Origin of the sequence: Streptomyces sp. NPDC050738 (assembly GCF_040654175.1) — a bacterium.
In the GTDB taxonomy this organism is placed as follows: Bacteria; Actinomycetota; Actinomycetes; order Streptomycetales; family Streptomycetaceae; genus Streptomyces.
In genome coordinates this window covers 153,967-167,406 of record NZ_JBFAHN010000017.1, presented here as the reverse complement: position 1 = coordinate 167,406, position 13,440 = coordinate 153,967, and the positions used below count along the sequence as shown (strand labels likewise).

The window sequence follows — 13,440 nt, the reverse complement described above, 5'->3', positions numbered from 1 at the left end:
GCCCACATTGTTGTGGTTGGCTGTGTCCCTGTGGCGGGCCCCCCCGGTACGGCGGGGGGGGGGGCTGGTGTGGCCGCCGGGGCCCCCGTCGACAGGTCATGGCCGCATCACGCGACGGCGGTCCCCTCCAGCTCGACCATCTGGCCGGGGATCGCCAGCCGCGTCACCCCGAGCATCGTGGTGGTCGGCGCCACCCCGGCGGCACCCAACCGCGAACCCAGCAGGCCGTAGTGCGGGAACAGCACATCGACGTCGGTGGTGTACACGTTGAGCCGGACAAGGTTCGCGAGAGACATGCCGGCCTCGCCGAGCACGGCTTCCAGGTTGTCGAGGCTCAGCGTCAACTGGGCTGCCATGTCACCGTCGTGCAGGGGTTTGCCGTCGCCGCTCATAGCGGTCTGTCCGGAGCAGTACAGGGTCCGCGTGTGCCCCGAGACGAGCTCGCCCTGGTTGAATCCCATCTCCACCGACCACGTCACCGGGTTGACTGCCGTTCGCTCCACTGCCACATCAGCTCCATTCGTTTCAGGGGAAGTTCGACGTCGCAGTGAGGAGCCTTCCAACAAATCACGACACCCTTGGTCATGTATTCGCTACCGTTCTCGCATGCGCGCCGATCGACTGGTCTCGCTGGTGCTGCTGTTGCGTCAGCGCGGTCGCCTGACCGCGGACACGCTCGCCCGCGAGCTGGAGGTGTCCACCCGTACCGTGCTGCGCGACATCGATGCGTTGTCCGCGGCCGGCGTCCCGGTCTATGCCGAACGCGGCCGGCACGGTGGGTTCGCGCTGCTGCCCGGTTTCCGGACCGAGCTCACCGGGCTGAACCACGACGAGACCCTTGCCCTGCTGACCGCGGGACCGGGGCGCGGCAAGCAGGGGTTCGGTCTCGGGCCGGAGCTCGCATCGGCCCTGCGCAAGGTGGTCGACGCGCTGCCGGAAAGCCATCGGGTCACCGCGAGCGACGCGGCCCGGCGGCTCCTCGTCGAACCGGAGACCGATCTGCTGTCACGCCGGCCGGTCACGGAGGACGTGCCCGACGCGACCATGATCGAGGTCCGGCGCGCGGTGCTCGCCGGGCACCGGCTGCGCATCCATTACGCGGCCACGGGCCAGACGCCGCAGTGGCGCACGGTGGACCCGATCGGCCTCGTCACCGTACGCGACCGCCGCTATCTGCTGGCCACGCGATCCGGCGCGGACCGCACGTACCGGCTGTCGCGGATTCTGGCCGCCGAGGAACTCCCCGAACCGGCACAGCGACCCGACCGGGTCGATCTGGAACGGGTCTGGCAGGAGCGCTGCGCGCAGTTTCTGTCCGACGGCCACATCGCCGTGTCGATACGGGTGAACCCGGCGCGGCGGGAAGACCTGCTGGCCACCGCGCTGGCCGTCCGTACCGAGCAACCCGACGCGGACGGCTGGCTGCGGCTGGAAGTGACGTTCGAGGATGTACGGCACGCCGAGTGGGCGCTGTGGCAGCTCAGCACGGACGCGGAGGCTCTGGCCCCGGAGGCGTTGCGCACCGCGCTGCGCCACCGTGCCACCACGGTGGCCGCCCGGTACGAGGACCCCGGTCACGCTCAGTGCTGAACCTGCGCGTCAGGCAGCTCGGATAACGGCTCCTTCGAGAGCGGCACTGGTGGGTCCGCCGAACTGCGCGGCGGCTCGTTCGGTGGCCGCCTCGCGGGTGAGGGTGGGGCCGACGTGGGTGACGATCAGGCGGCCCACTCCGGCGGCGCGTGCCGTGGCGCCCGCGTCCTCCGGGGTCAGGTGGACCTGGGGCTCCTCCCCCGTGTGCCGGTCGATGTCGGCCTCACAGAGCAACACATCGGCCCCGTGGGCCAGTTCGGTGAGGGCGGCGCAGGGGCCGCTGTCGCCGGAGTAGGCGAACACGGCGCCCTCGCATTCGGCGCGCAGCCCGTACGCCTCGGTGTCGTGGGTGACGGCCCGGCTCGTCAGGCGCAGGGCGCCGAAGCGCGCCTCGTGGCCGTCGTGCAGGTCGTGGAAGTCCAGGATTCCGGCCAGGAATCCGGCGTCCTCGCGGCCGAGGAATGCGGCCAGGCGCTGGGCACAGCCGGCCGGTGCGTAGACGGGGATCGGGGTGGGCGGGGTGAGGCCGCCGTAGGCCAGGGCGTACACCGCACTGAGCAGGTCCGCGCTGTGGTCGGCGTGCAGATGGGAGATCCAGATGGCGTCCAGGCGCGCCGGGTCCGCGTACCGCTGCAGCTCGGCGAAGGTGCCGGGGCCCGCGTCCACCCACACGCGCGCTCCACCGCCGCTCAGCAGGTAGCCGGAGCAGGGGCGTCCGGGGCCGGGGTGCGGGGATGCTGTGCCGAGGACGGTGAGGGTGAGTGGGTGCGACATGCACGAAGGATAAGAGGGGGCCTCGTGGCGTCACGCCTCGTGTGACGGGGCCAGCGGATCCTCTGCCAGGTGGTGCGGGGCCGCCAGGGATGCCTCGTACGGGGCGCGCAGAAAGGTGTACGGGCCCAAGGGCAGTTCGCCCCACTGGGGGCGGTCGGGCTGGTGGAACGCGGACCAGGTGATCGTCTGCTCCGTGGCGGTGAAGGTGGCCAGCAAGGGCCAGCACGCGTCGATGCCGCAAGGGCAGCCCAGGAGGAACAGGGCACCGCTCACTTCATGGCGGAGTCCCCGTTGTGCGTCCCCCAGGAAGTGGGCTTGGGCCTGGCCTTCGACGTCGAAATACAGCGGGGCGTGCTGGCGCAGGAGGAACTCCTCACGCTCCTGCGGGGTGTCGTCATCGTCGTCGAGTTCCCGCCCCCAGAGCTCGCGTGTCGCGTCGGCGACCAGGGTGCGCAGGTCCGTGCCGTCGATCCGGATGCCCCATACGGTCAGGTGCGGGAGGTCGGGGTGGGGCTGGCGCAGGAACTGCACCTGGTGTGCGGTGGGACCTGGTGCATGCGGGTCGGATTTCGGGGGCATGGAGGTCATCTTGTGCGCGCGCCCCCTCCGCCGACCAGCGAATATTCGGATCAGGCGGCCGGACCGACCTTCGGGACGCTCGCCAACAGCAGTTGGGTGTAGGGGTGTTCCGGGGCCCCGAAGAGTGCGTCCCTGGTGCGGTGCTCCACGATCCGGCCCTGCGACATCACCGCCACCTCGTCGCTGACGTGCCGCACCACGGCAAGGTCGTGGGAGATGAACAGCATCGTCAGGCCCATGTCGCGGCGCAATCCGTCCAGTACACCCAGGACTTCGGCCTGGACCGAGCAGTCCAGCGCGGACGTCACCTCGTCGGCGATGATCAGCTCCGGCTCGACCGCGAGTGCGCGGGCGATCGCGATGCGCTGGCGCTGGCCGCCGGAGAAGGCCGCCGGGTAGCGGTCCGCGGCGGTGGGGTCCAGGGCCACCTTGGCCAGCAACTCCTCCACGCGGGGGCGGTGTTCGCGCAGTCTGCCCCTGCGCGGGTCGATCGCCTCCGCGATGGCCTCGCCGACCGTCATGCGGGGGTTGAGCGAGGCGTACGGGTCCTGCGGGATCAGCTGGATCCGGCGGCGCAGGGTCTGGAGGGCTCCCTTGCGTACGAGGGTCGAGTCCTCACCGTCGATCAGGATCCGGCCGCCGTGCGGGCGCACCAGGCCCACGATCGCCTTGGCCACCGTCGACTTTCCGGATCCGGACTCGCCGACCAGGCCGAGCGTGCGGCCTGCGGGCACGTCGAAGGTGACCTCGTGGAGCACACGGCGGCGTCCGGAGCCGTGGCCGAAGGAGACGTCCAGGTTCTCCACGCGAAGTACGGGCTCAGGCATGGGCGGGCTCCCAGTCGATGGCGTGGCAGGCGACGCGTGGTCCCTCGGTGCGCAGCACCGGGCGTTCCTCCGTGCACTGGGCACGGGCCAGCGGGCAGCGCGGTGCGAAGGCGCAGCCGGAGGGGCGTTCCGCCGGCTGGGGCGGGCGGCCGGGGATCGCGGCCAGGGGGCGGTCGCTGTCGATCGACGGCGTCGCCGCCAACAGGGCCTGGGTGTAGGGGTGTTGCGCCTTACCCTCCCGTAGGTCCGCCACCGGCAGCTCCTCCACCAGGCGGCCCGCGTACATCACCAGGACGCGGTCACAGACCGTCGAGACCACTCCCATGTCGTGCGAGATGAGCAGGACCGACAGGCCGTCGCGGCGATTGGCCTCCTGGATCAGCTTGAGCACCTCGTCCTGGACCGTGACGTCCAGCGCCGTGGTCGGCTCGTCCGCGATGATCAGCCGGGGGCGGGTGAGCAGGGCCGCGGCGATCATCGCCCGCTGGCGCATGCCGCCCGACAGTTCGTGCGGGTGCTGCTTCATGCGCTGCTCGGGGACGGTGAGATGGGCGAGGCGGAGTTGCTCCACCGCGCGCCGGTCCGCCTCCTTGCGGGGGATCCCTTCGTGGACGCGGAGCACCTCGGTGAGCTGGCTGCCGACCCGCAGGGTGGGGTTGAAGGAGGCCGAGGGGTCCTGGTAGACGATGCCGATCTCCCGCGCCAGACGCGCGGGTTCGGGGTCCCCCGTCAGGTCGAGGTCGCCCACGCGCAGGGTCGAGGCGTCTGCCGTGAGGCCGTCGGGGAGCAGCTTGGCCAGGGACATCGCCGTGAGGCTCTTGCCCGACCCCGACTCGCCCACGATGCCTACGATCTCGCCCCGGCCGACCTGGAGCGAGACGTCGTCGACGAGCACCGTGCCGTCCGGGAGGGTGACGCTGAGCTGCCGGGCCTCCGCGAAGGTGTCGGGTGTCGGCGGCTGCACCGGCTTCAACACCGCCCGGATCTTGGCCCGTTCACCCCGCGGCCTGTGCTCCTGCCCGGGGTTGGCCGCCGCCGCGAGTCCATCTCCGATCAGTCCGCCCGCGAGCCCCGCGACGACGATCGCCGCCGCCGGGCCCAGAGCCGGGGCCGGGTTGACGTAGATGCCCTCCAGTCCGGAGGCGAGCAGCCGACCCCAGTCGAAGTCCGCGCCGAGCCCCAGGAACGAGAGCCCGGAGAGCGCTTTGAGCGAGGCGGTGAACGCCACCGACAGCAGCACCAGCAGCGGTTCGGCGATGTTCGGCAGCAGGTGGCGGCGCAGCAGCCGCAGCGGTGAGACGCCGAGGAGCCGCGCCGTGGCGACGAAGTCCCGCCCAGCGACCGAGGCGGCGAGGTTGGTCGTCAGGCGGGCGAAGGCCGGGCAGGTCGCCAGACCGATCGCCGCCACCGACGTCGTGGCGCCGGGGCCGAGCACCGCGGCCACGATCAGGGCGAACAGGACGCTGGGGTAGGAGATCATCACGTCGATGAGCCGCTGACCGAGTTCTCGCGTACGGGGCCCCGCCACCCAGATCACGGCGCCGAAGCCGATACCGCCCACCGCGGCGACTGCGGTGGCCGCCAGGGTCATGACGAGGGTGGGCCGGGTGGCCGCCATGGTCCTGGCGAAGACGTCGCGGCCCAGCGCGTCCGTTCCGAACCAGTGGGCGGCGGACGCCGATTGGTGGGCGTTGCCGGTCAGTGTGTCGGCCGCGTCCCCCCAGATGAAGGGGCCGACCACGGCGAGCAGCAGCAGCCCGCCCAGCAGGACGATTCCGGCGATCAGCACCGGCGACCTCAGGGTGCGCCTCATGCGGGGCCCGCCTTTCCGGTCAGGGTCCGCGGGTCGAGGAGGCCCAGGACGACGTCGACAAGGAGATTGAGCAGCGTGGCGAGCAGCCCGAGCAGCAGGACGACGCCCTGCACGACCGGGTAGTCCCGGGCGGTGATCGCGTTGACCACGCCGGTGCCGAGGCCGGGCCAGGCGAAGACGATCTCGACGATCACCGTGCCGCCGAGGAGCCCCGAGAGGATCAGACCGCCGAGCGTGAGCGTGCTGGTCAGCAGATTGGGCAGCGCATGGCGTGCGTACAGCCGCAGCGAACGCAGCCGGTGTCCGCGCGCCGTGCGCATGAAGTCCTGGGTGAGCACGGCTGCCGTCTCCCTGCGGACGATGCGCGCGAGTGTGCAGACGGGCCCGACGCTGACGGCGAGCACCGGCAGCACCAGCGCGGAGAGCGAGGCGGCCCCGGCGGCCGGCAGCACACCCCAGGTGACCGCGAAGACCAGCACGAGCACGGTCGCCAGTACGTACTCCGGCACGGCTCCGGCGACCGCCGTGACGGCGGTGAAGCCGGAGTCCAGCCAGCGGCGTCGCCCGCCGCGGCAGGCGACGGCGACCGCCATGCCCAGCGGCACGCTCACCAGCAGGACCACCACCATCGCGATGAGAGCGAGCTGGGCGGTGAACGGCAGCCTGTCGCCGATCAGTTGGGCCACCGGGCGCCCGCCCGTGAACGAGTTCCCGAGGTCACCGTGGAACAGCCCGCCGACGTACGAGACGAACTGGTCCCACAGCGTCCGGTCCAGGCCCAGCTCATGGCGGACCTGTTCGATCTGCCCGGCGGTGGCACCCGACCCGGCCACCTGACGGGCCGGGTCGCCGGGGACCAGCTGGATCATCAGGAAGGTGCCGACGACCAGCGTGAGCAGCACACCGGCCAGGCCGACGAGCCTGCGCACCAGGAAGCCCGCCCACGGCGAACGGACCTTCCCCTGCGCCACCTTGACAGCGGGTGTCACCCGCACGGCCTGGCTCATCACTACTTCTTCAGCCGGATGGTGCCGGGGTCGTACAGTCCGTCGGGCGCGGCCGACACGATCCGGCTGCCGTCGACGTAGTAGACGTTGACCGCGGCCAGCGGTACGACGTCGGTGCGCGTCAGCAGTGACTTCTGGGCGGTGCCCCACGCGGCGCACTTGGCGGCGGTGTCGGTCGTGGACAGTGCCTGGCCGAAGGCCTTGTCGAAGTCCGGGTTCTGAATGCCGCCGAAATTACGGCCGTTGGGCGGCTCGGCGCCCGACATGAGGCTCGCCGGGGTGGTGAGCAGGTTCGTCAGGTTGAGGTTGGGCAGCACGGTGAGGTCCCAGTCGCCCTTGTTGCCGAGCACTTCGGTGCCCCAGGTCGCGCTGGCGACATTGCGCAGGGTGACCTTGGCGCCCGCGGCCTTCAGCGCGGCCTGGACGTACTCGTTGCCGGCGCCGCCCGCGACCGCGTTCGTCCCCTCGACGGTGATCTTCAGGCCCTTGAGGTCCGCGGCCGCCGCCTTGGTGTCGTACGCGGTGAGCAGCGACTCGTCCTTGGACACACACGGCACTGCGGCGTCGGCGATGCTGGTCATCAGCTGTCCGGAGCCGCGGGTGACGGCCTGGTTGAACGCCTTGCGGTCGAGTGCGGCCGCCACCGCCTTGCGTACCTTCGCGTCGGCGCCGGGGTGGCCCTTGCGCTCGTTGAAGACGACCATCATGCGCACGATCGGTGCGGGCTCCATCTTGAAGCCCGCCTTGCCGGTGAACCGTGCGGCGTCGGCCCCGGTGAATCCGGCGGAGTCCAGCGTGCCGGTCTGCAGTTCGTTGGCCATGGTGGCCTCGGACTGGATGACCCGCATGTCCGCCGACGAGGGGGCCGTGCCCGCGGGCTGCTTGGCGTACGCGGGGCCCCAGGTGTAGCCGTCGTGCGCGGTGAGGTTGTAGACGCTGCCCGGCTGCGCCTTCGTCAGGTAGTAGCGGCCCGTGCCCGCGCCCTTGCCGCCGTTCTTCAGCAGGTCGGGGTTCTTGAGCGCGGCCGGACAGATGATGCCCGACTGCGGCATCGCGAGTCCGAACAGCAGGTCGGACCAGGGGTTCTTGAGCTGGACGGTGACCTTGCGCGAGGCATCGTCCGACGTGGCGGTGACGGTGTTGCCCGCACCGAAGACCTGGGCGGCCGCGACCGCACCGTTCTTGGGGTCGCCGAACCGGTTGAGCGAGGCGGCGACATCGGCTGCGGTGAGCTTCGTGCCGTCCGTGCAGGTGATCCCGGACTTCAGGGTGAACTCGGCCTTGGTGGCGGTCGCGCTCCACTTCTCCGCGAGCGCCGAGACGATTCTGCCGCCGTCGTCACGGCCCACCAGCGAGTCGTACGTCATGCGCGCCATCTGGAAGTCGGCCGCGATCGTGCCCTTGCTCGGGTCGAGCGAGGTGGGGTCGGAGGCCATGACGGCGGTGACCCGCCCGCCGTCTCCCTTGGCCGAGGTCGATCCGTCGCCGCTGCTGGTCGTGCACGCGGTGGCGGTCGCGCCGAGTCCCACACAGAGCAGGATCGGTATGAGTCGGGGCGAAAACGGGCGTACTGATCTGGCCATGCGTGCCTCCGGGGCGCGACGGTGCGGTGTGGGCGGTGGGCTGGGCCGGTGTGAGGTCGGTTGGGGTTGGTCAGAGGGCGGGGCGGCGGTGGGCCCAGGGGCTGGCCGCCTCCAGCTGTGCGCAGAGCGACAGCAGTTGGGCCTCGCCGGCCGGGCGGCCGGTGAGCGAGATCCCGATGGGCAGTTCGTCCTCGGTCCAGTGCAGCGGCAGGCTGGCCGCGGGCTGGCCGGTGAGGTTGTAGGCGCTGGTGAACGGCGAGAAGAGGCTCTGGCGGCCGATCTGCCCCATCAGCTCCTCGCCGGGTTCGCCCTCGAAGTACGCGAGGGGCTGTGGCTGCATCCCCATGGTCGGGGTGAGGACCGCGTCGTACGGCTCGGTGGCCTCGACGACCCGGCGGCTGAGCCGCTGCTGCCCCGCGAGCGCGCGGTAGAAGTCCTCGGCGCTGGTCTGCCTGCCGCGTTCGCGCCAGAAGCGGGTGACGGGGCGCAGGAGCTCCTCGTGCTCGGGCGGGACCTCGTAGCGCAGGGCCTGAACTCCCCAGATGGTGAAGAAGAGTTCGCCGAGCTCCGCCACGAAGGGGTTGGCCACCTCTTCGACGTCGTGGCCGAGCGAGGTGAGGAGTTCGGTGGCCTCTTCGTACGCGGCCCGGCACACCGGATCCACCGCGAAGCCGCTGTCGCCCAGGTCGGCGTAGCGGGCGATCCGCAGCCTGCCGGGCTCCCGGGAGGTGTGCGCGAGGAAGGACTCACCGTCCGGAAGCGGCGGCGCCCAGTACGCGTCGCCCGGCATCGGCACCGACAGCGCGTCCAGCATCGCCGCCGCGTCCCGCACCGTACGGGACAGCGGGCCCTCCACGGCGAGGCCCGCCACATTGGCGTCGGGCCCCGGGCTCACCCGTCCCCGCGAGGGCTTCAGCCCGAAGATCCCGCAGCTGCTCGCGGGGATGCGCAGGGAGCCTCCCCCGTCACTGCCGTGCGCGAACGGTACGAGTCCGGCGGCGACCGCGGCCGCCGCCCCGCCGCTGGAGCCGCCGGCGGAGCGCGTGATGTCCCACGGTGAACGCGCCTGGCCCCGCACGTCGTTGTCGGTGTACGCGGACAGGCCGAACTCCGGCGTATTGGTCTTGCCGAGGCTGATCGTCCCGGCCGCACGCAGCAGGGTCACACTGTGCGCGTCCACGTCCGGGACGTGGGTGTCGTACGCCTTGGATCCGAACGTGGTGCGCACACCGGCCGTGGGCGTCAGGTCCTTGATCGCGGTCGGCACGCCGAACAGCGGCGGAAGCCCGTCGGGGTCCTCCGATGCGATACGCCGCTCGGCCGCCCGCGCCTGGTCCAGGGCCGCATCCGCGGTGACCGTGATGAAGGCCCCGAGCGTCGCGTCGTGGGCCTCGATCAGGTCGAGGCTGTGCCGGACGAGTTCGACCGGGCTCACCTTGCCGTGGCGTACGGCGCTCGCTTGCGCCACTGCATCCAAGCCGTCGTACATGTGCGGGTCTTCCCTCTCGGTCGTAGCGACGAACACGCTGAGAGAACGATTGCCCAACGTGCGGCAACCGGTCGGCGGTGACGCAGGAATCACAACCTCGCAGCGGCCCCCTGTCAATACCGACCGGTCAGTACGTCATGCGATCGCAACTTGGAATCATGCATTCCGAGCGGATTCGCCCTGGCAGGGGGACAGATACCGACCAGTCGGTCATTCACCCTTGTGCGACGGACGCCTGCGGGGTTAGGTTCCGCGGATAGGTCATCTGCCCGATGCGTGACCCGGGGCCTCAGTTGCCACGCTCGACGGATGGCAACAACGATCGGGCGGGTCCTGCGGGACCGTAATGCGGGGCTGTATCTGACGGGCGTCGTCGTCTCCGGTTTCGGCACCGGCGCGATGTGGCTGACAGCCGGGGTGTGGGTCAAGTCCCTCACCGGCTCGGACGCGTTGGCCGCCCTGACCGTGTTCGCGATGTGGGCGCCCTCGCTGACAGGACCGCTCCTGGGGACCCTCGCCGACCGCGTCCGGCGCCGACCGCTGCTGGTCTGGTCGAACCTCGTCGTCGCGGCTCTGCTGTCCGCTCTGCTCGCGGTGGACTCCGCGGACCGGCTCTGGATCCTCTTCGCCGTCCTGGCGGTGTACGGCGCGCAGGGCGTCGTGGCGGACGCCGCCGAGGCCGGTCTGATGGCTGCGGCGGTCGACCGGAGGCTGCTCGGCGACTTCAACGGGCTGCGGATGGCGGTGACCGAGGGCATGAAGCTCGTGGCCCCGCTCGCCGGCGCGGGCCTGTACGTCCGCTTCGGCGGCGCGGCGGTGGCGCTCCTGGACGCGGCGACCTTCGCACTGGCCGCCGGGATCTTCGCCTCGTTGCGCGTACGGGAGGAGAAGCCGGCCCGCGCCCCCCGCGGACAGTGGCTCGCCGACACCGCCGCCGGCGCCCGCACCCTGTGGCACTCCCCCGTGCTGCGGCCCCTGGTGTGCGCGGGCGGGGCGACGATGCTGCTCGCGGGGCTGAACGGGGCGGCGACGTACGCCGTGGTGGACCGCGGGCTCGGGCACTCGCCCTCGTACGCCGGTGTGCTGTACGCCGCCCAGGGCGCCGGCTCGGTCGCGGCCGGACTCCTCGCGGGACCGCTCATGCGGCGGCTGCCCGAGCGGGTGTTCGCGGCGGGCGGGATCGCGGTGTTCGCGGCGGCGGTGGGGCTGCGCGCGCTGCCCTACGACTCCGTGGCGCTGCTCTGCAGTGCGGCGATCGGGCTCGGTCTGCCGTGTGTGGTGATCGCTGCGCTGACCGCGGTGCAGCGCGAGACCCCGGCCGGGATGCTGGGCCGTACCGCCGCCACCGCCAACACCGCGGTCTTCGTACCGAATGCGCTGGCGCTGGCGGCGGGGGCAGGTCTGGTCGCCGTGGTGGACATCCGTGTACTGCTGCCGGTGGCCGGGGTGGCGGGGCTGCTCGCCGCCGCGGCTCTGGTCGGGTCCGGTCAGGCGAGGGCCGACCGTACAGCCGCCAGGTCCGCCTCGGACGCCAACCCCGCGTGATACAGGCGCAGTTGGGTCGCGCCGAGCTGCACCGCGCGGTCGACGTCCGCGCGCAGGGTCGCCGGGCTGCCGCCCATGCCGGAGACGACGGTGAAGTTGGCCGCGAGCACGGTGTCCTCGGTGGCGTGCTCGGCGAACGGGGCGAGCAGCGAGGGGCCGCCCGCGCAGGGCACGACCACGCCGTCGGCCACGGAGAGGATGTGGGCCGGGTCCACGCCGACGTTCGCGCCGCAGTGGTACGGGGTCGGATCCGCGTGCAGCAGGACCTGGAAGCCGGGGGCGGCGGCGGTACGTACGGCCGCCACGGCCTCCTCCTGGAGCGAACGGGCGGTGCGCGTACGCCAGTCGAGCGTAGCGGCGGCGACGTCGGCACCCAGCAGCTTCTCGATCGCGGGCCAGCCCGCTTCGGAACTGCCCGAGGACCAGAGGGGGTCGAGTGCGCGGCGGACGGCGTCCTTCAACTCCTCGGCGGGGAGGCCGAGTTCGGCGTAGCCGGCCGCGCACGAGGCGCAGAAGCAGAGCGACATCAGGTACTGGGCCGCGTCCCCGAGTCCCACGCCGGCGATCTTGTCGTGGGCGTGCAGGTGGGCGAGTCCGTACCAGCCGAGCGACTCCAGCTCGGTGCCGCTCGCGCCGGGGCGTGATGCCGCCTCGGCCGCGAGGTCGACGAGGTAGGCGCGGGTTTCCGGCTGGGCGATGCAGGGCGCCCAGGGGTAGCGGTCGCCGTAGGCGTTGACGACGGAGGTGGCCGGATGTTCGGCGCCCAGGCGGGAGTTGTGGGCCAGCACGACCCAGGTGTGCACGTCGAGCCCCGCGTCGGCGAGCGCGGCCGCCGCCTCGCCGTACGGGTCGGCGGTGGGGGCCCAGGAGCCTGCCGCGTACGGCCGCAGCGTGCGGCCCTCCCAGCGGGAGTCCGCCGGGTACAGGACGGACGCGTGCTCCGCGGTGACGATCCGGTGGACCGGGTGGCGCGGGGTCAGGGCGCGCGTGGAGTGGTAGGCGGAGGCGAGGGTGACCTGCTGGATGCCGAGGTCCGCGATGCGGGCGGCGGCGTCCGGGTCGCCGACGACGTCCCAGGGGTAGACGAAGGCGGAGGTCTTCACGCGGAGGCCCCCGAACCGAGGACGGCGCGCCCGCGCGCGATGATCGCGGTGAGCTGCGCGATGTGCTCGGCCGTCGGCTCGCTGAGCGGCGGGCGCACCTCGCCGACGTCCAGACCGCCGAGCCGCACCGCCGCCTTGACCAGCGAAACGGCGTATCCGCGGCCCTGGTTGCGCAGTTCGACGAGCGGCCGGTAGAAGCCGTCGAGGAGGCGGTTGACCGTCTCGTCGTCGTAGGAGTTGAGCGCCTTGTGGAAGGCGAGCGCGATGTCGGGGGCGAAGCAGAAGACGGCCGAGGAGTAGAGGGTGATGCCCAGCGACCGGTAGGCGAGGCCGGTGAGTTCGGCGGTGGGCAGTCCGTTGAAGTAGAGGAACTCGCTGCCGGGCAGTTCGGTCCGTACGGCGCTGACGATGCGCTGCATCAGGTCGAGGTCGCCGTGACCGTCCTTGAGGCCGATGATCCGCTCGACCTGGGCGAGCGCGACGACGGTCTCGGGGGTGAAGACAGCGTTGTCGCGCTGGTAGACGATGGTGTCCAGGGAGGTGGCCGCGGCGAGTTCGGTGTAGTGGCGCAGCAGCCCGGCCTGGTCGGCGACGACGAGGTAGGGCGGCATGGCGAGCAGGCCGTCCGCCCCGGCGGCCTCGGCGGTCCTGGCGTACTGGACGGCGAGCGCCGTACCGTAGCCCGCGCCCGCGACGACGGGCACCCGGCCCGCCGCCTCCTCGACGGCGGCGGCCACGAGCGAGCCGAACTCGTCCTGGGTCAGGGCGTGGAACTCGCCGGTACCGCAGCAGGCGAAGACCGCTGCGGCGCCGGAGTCGACTCCGCTCCGCACATGCGCACGGAAGGCGTCGAGGTCGATGGAGCCGTCCGGCCCGTACGCGGTGACGGGAAAGAACAGCAGGCCATCAAGTCGGCCGGCGAGGGCTGAGGACACGGGCGCTCCCTGGGGCATCCAGTCGTGCACAGTTCTGATCGGTGTTTATATTCTTGAACGCGACCACGCTAAGCCAGCAGCACACGGCCGGTCAAGACGGGAAACGCTGAGACGGACGTGGAATCCGAGGCTCCGCGCGACACTTGACGGGGCTCGGCGAGGCTCCTTAGTTTGTCCATGGATGTGAATAGCGTC

12 protein-coding genes are annotated in these 13,440 nt (G+C 71.7%); 2 read left to right on the top strand and 10 right to left on the bottom strand.

Annotated features, from left to right (window positions below):
• Window positions 1–107: 107 nt before the first annotated feature.
• Window positions 108–503 (bottom strand): RidA family protein, encoded by a 396-nt coding sequence (locus tag AB0H78_RS32570; RefSeq protein WP_363238318.1) that lies wholly within the window; start codon window positions 501–503, stop codon window positions 108–110.
• A 103-nt stretch (window positions 504–606) separates the two neighbouring features.
• Between AB0H78_RS32570 and AB0H78_RS32565 the strand changes: the two genes are divergently transcribed.
• On the top strand, window positions 607–1,590 hold the full coding sequence (locus AB0H78_RS32565; protein ID WP_363238317.1) for a WYL domain-containing protein: 984 nt from the start codon (window positions 607–609) through the stop codon (window positions 1,588–1,590).
• 9 nt (window positions 1,591–1,599) lie between these two features.
• On the opposite strand, the gene AB0H78_RS32560 is transcribed toward AB0H78_RS32565, so the two are convergent.
• The 7 genes from AB0H78_RS32560 to AB0H78_RS32530 form a co-directional block, all read right to left on the bottom strand.
• Complete coding sequence (locus AB0H78_RS32560; RefSeq protein ID WP_363238316.1) at window positions 1,600–2,364, bottom strand: MBL fold metallo-hydrolase; 765 nt, start codon at window positions 2,362–2,364, stop codon at window positions 1,600–1,602.
• 30 nt (window positions 2,365–2,394) lie between these two features.
• Window positions 2,395–2,943, bottom strand: a complete 549-nt coding sequence (locus AB0H78_RS32555) for a hypothetical protein (RefSeq protein ID WP_363238315.1) — start codon at window positions 2,941–2,943, stop codon at window positions 2,395–2,397.
• A 50-nt stretch (window positions 2,944–2,993) separates the two neighbouring features.
• Entirely contained in the window at window positions 2,994–3,770 is a 777-nt protein-coding gene (locus AB0H78_RS32550; RefSeq protein ID WP_363238314.1) for an ATP-binding cassette domain-containing protein, read from the bottom strand.
• The gene (locus AB0H78_RS32545; protein ID WP_363238313.1) at window positions 3,763–5,583 is read right to left on the bottom strand and encodes a dipeptide/oligopeptide/nickel ABC transporter permease/ATP-binding protein; all 1,821 of its coding nucleotides are present in this window, start codon (window positions 5,581–5,583) and stop codon (window positions 3,763–3,765) included. Before AB0H78_RS32545 ends, AB0H78_RS32550 begins: the two co-directional genes overlap by 8 nt.
• Window positions 5,580–6,590, bottom strand: a complete 1,011-nt coding sequence (locus AB0H78_RS32540; protein ID WP_363238311.1) for an ABC transporter permease — start codon at window positions 6,588–6,590, stop codon at window positions 5,580–5,582. The genes AB0H78_RS32545 and AB0H78_RS32540 overlap by 4 nt, the downstream gene beginning before the upstream one ends.
• A 2-nt stretch (window positions 6,591–6,592) precedes the next feature.
• Entirely contained in the window at window positions 6,593–8,119 is a 1,527-nt protein-coding gene (locus AB0H78_RS32535; RefSeq protein WP_363238310.1) for an ABC transporter substrate-binding protein, read from the bottom strand.
• A 124-nt stretch (window positions 8,120–8,243) separates the two neighbouring features.
• Window positions 8,244–9,662, bottom strand: coding sequence for an amidase (locus AB0H78_RS32530; RefSeq protein WP_363238309.1), 1,419 nt, complete (start codon window positions 9,660–9,662; stop codon window positions 8,244–8,246).
• A gap of 309 nt (window positions 9,663–9,971) precedes the next feature.
• On the opposite strand from AB0H78_RS32530, the gene AB0H78_RS32525 reads away from it, so the two are divergent.
• Complete coding sequence (locus AB0H78_RS32525; RefSeq protein WP_363238308.1) at window positions 9,972–11,207, top strand: MFS transporter; 1,236 nt, start codon at window positions 9,972–9,974, stop codon at window positions 11,205–11,207.
• Here AB0H78_RS32525 and AB0H78_RS32520 read toward each other — a convergent pair.
• Window positions 11,150–12,310: a hypothetical protein gene (locus AB0H78_RS32520; protein WP_363238307.1), complete on the bottom strand. Its 1,161-nt coding sequence runs from the start codon at window positions 12,308–12,310 to the stop codon at window positions 11,150–11,152. The genes AB0H78_RS32525 and AB0H78_RS32520 overlap by 58 nt on opposite strands.
• The gene (locus tag AB0H78_RS32515; RefSeq protein ID WP_363238306.1) at window positions 12,307–13,263 is read right to left on the bottom strand and encodes a 5-dehydro-4-deoxyglucarate dehydratase; all 957 of its coding nucleotides are present in this window, start codon (window positions 13,261–13,263) and stop codon (window positions 12,307–12,309) included. The genes AB0H78_RS32520 and AB0H78_RS32515 overlap by 4 nt, the downstream gene beginning before the upstream one ends.
• Between the last annotated feature and the right edge of the window lie 177 nt (window positions 13,264–13,440).

Bases quoted from the DNA above. Each gene is read 5' to 3' on its own strand.
- AB0H78_RS32555 (WP_363238315.1), bottom strand. From the start codon at position 2,943: ATGCCCCCGAAATCCGACCCGCATGCACCAGGTCCCACCGCACACCAG.
- AB0H78_RS32530 (WP_363238309.1), bottom strand. From the start codon at position 9,662: ATGTACGACGGCTTGGATGCAGTGGCGCAAGCGAGCGCCGTACGCCAC.
- AB0H78_RS32525 (WP_363238308.1), top strand. From the start codon at position 9,972: ATGGCAACAACGATCGGGCGGGTCCTGCGGGACCGTAATGCGGGGCTG.
- AB0H78_RS32550 (WP_363238314.1), bottom strand. From the start codon at position 3,770: ATGCCTGAGCCCGTACTTCGCGTGGAGAACCTGGACGTCTCCTTCGGC.
- AB0H78_RS32515 (WP_363238306.1), bottom strand. From the start codon at position 13,263: ATGCCCCAGGGAGCGCCCGTGTCCTCAGCCCTCGCCGGCCGACTTGAT.
- AB0H78_RS32560 (WP_363238316.1), bottom strand. From the start codon at position 2,364: ATGTCGCACCCACTCACCCTCACCGTCCTCGGCACAGCATCCCCGCAC.
- AB0H78_RS32545 (WP_363238313.1), bottom strand. From the start codon at position 5,583: ATGAGGCGCACCCTGAGGTCGCCGGTGCTGATCGCCGGAATCGTCCTG.
- AB0H78_RS32540 (WP_363238311.1), bottom strand. From the start codon at position 6,590: ATGAGCCAGGCCGTGCGGGTGACACCCGCTGTCAAGGTGGCGCAGGGG.
- AB0H78_RS32565 (WP_363238317.1), top strand. From the start codon at position 607: ATGCGCGCCGATCGACTGGTCTCGCTGGTGCTGCTGTTGCGTCAGCGC.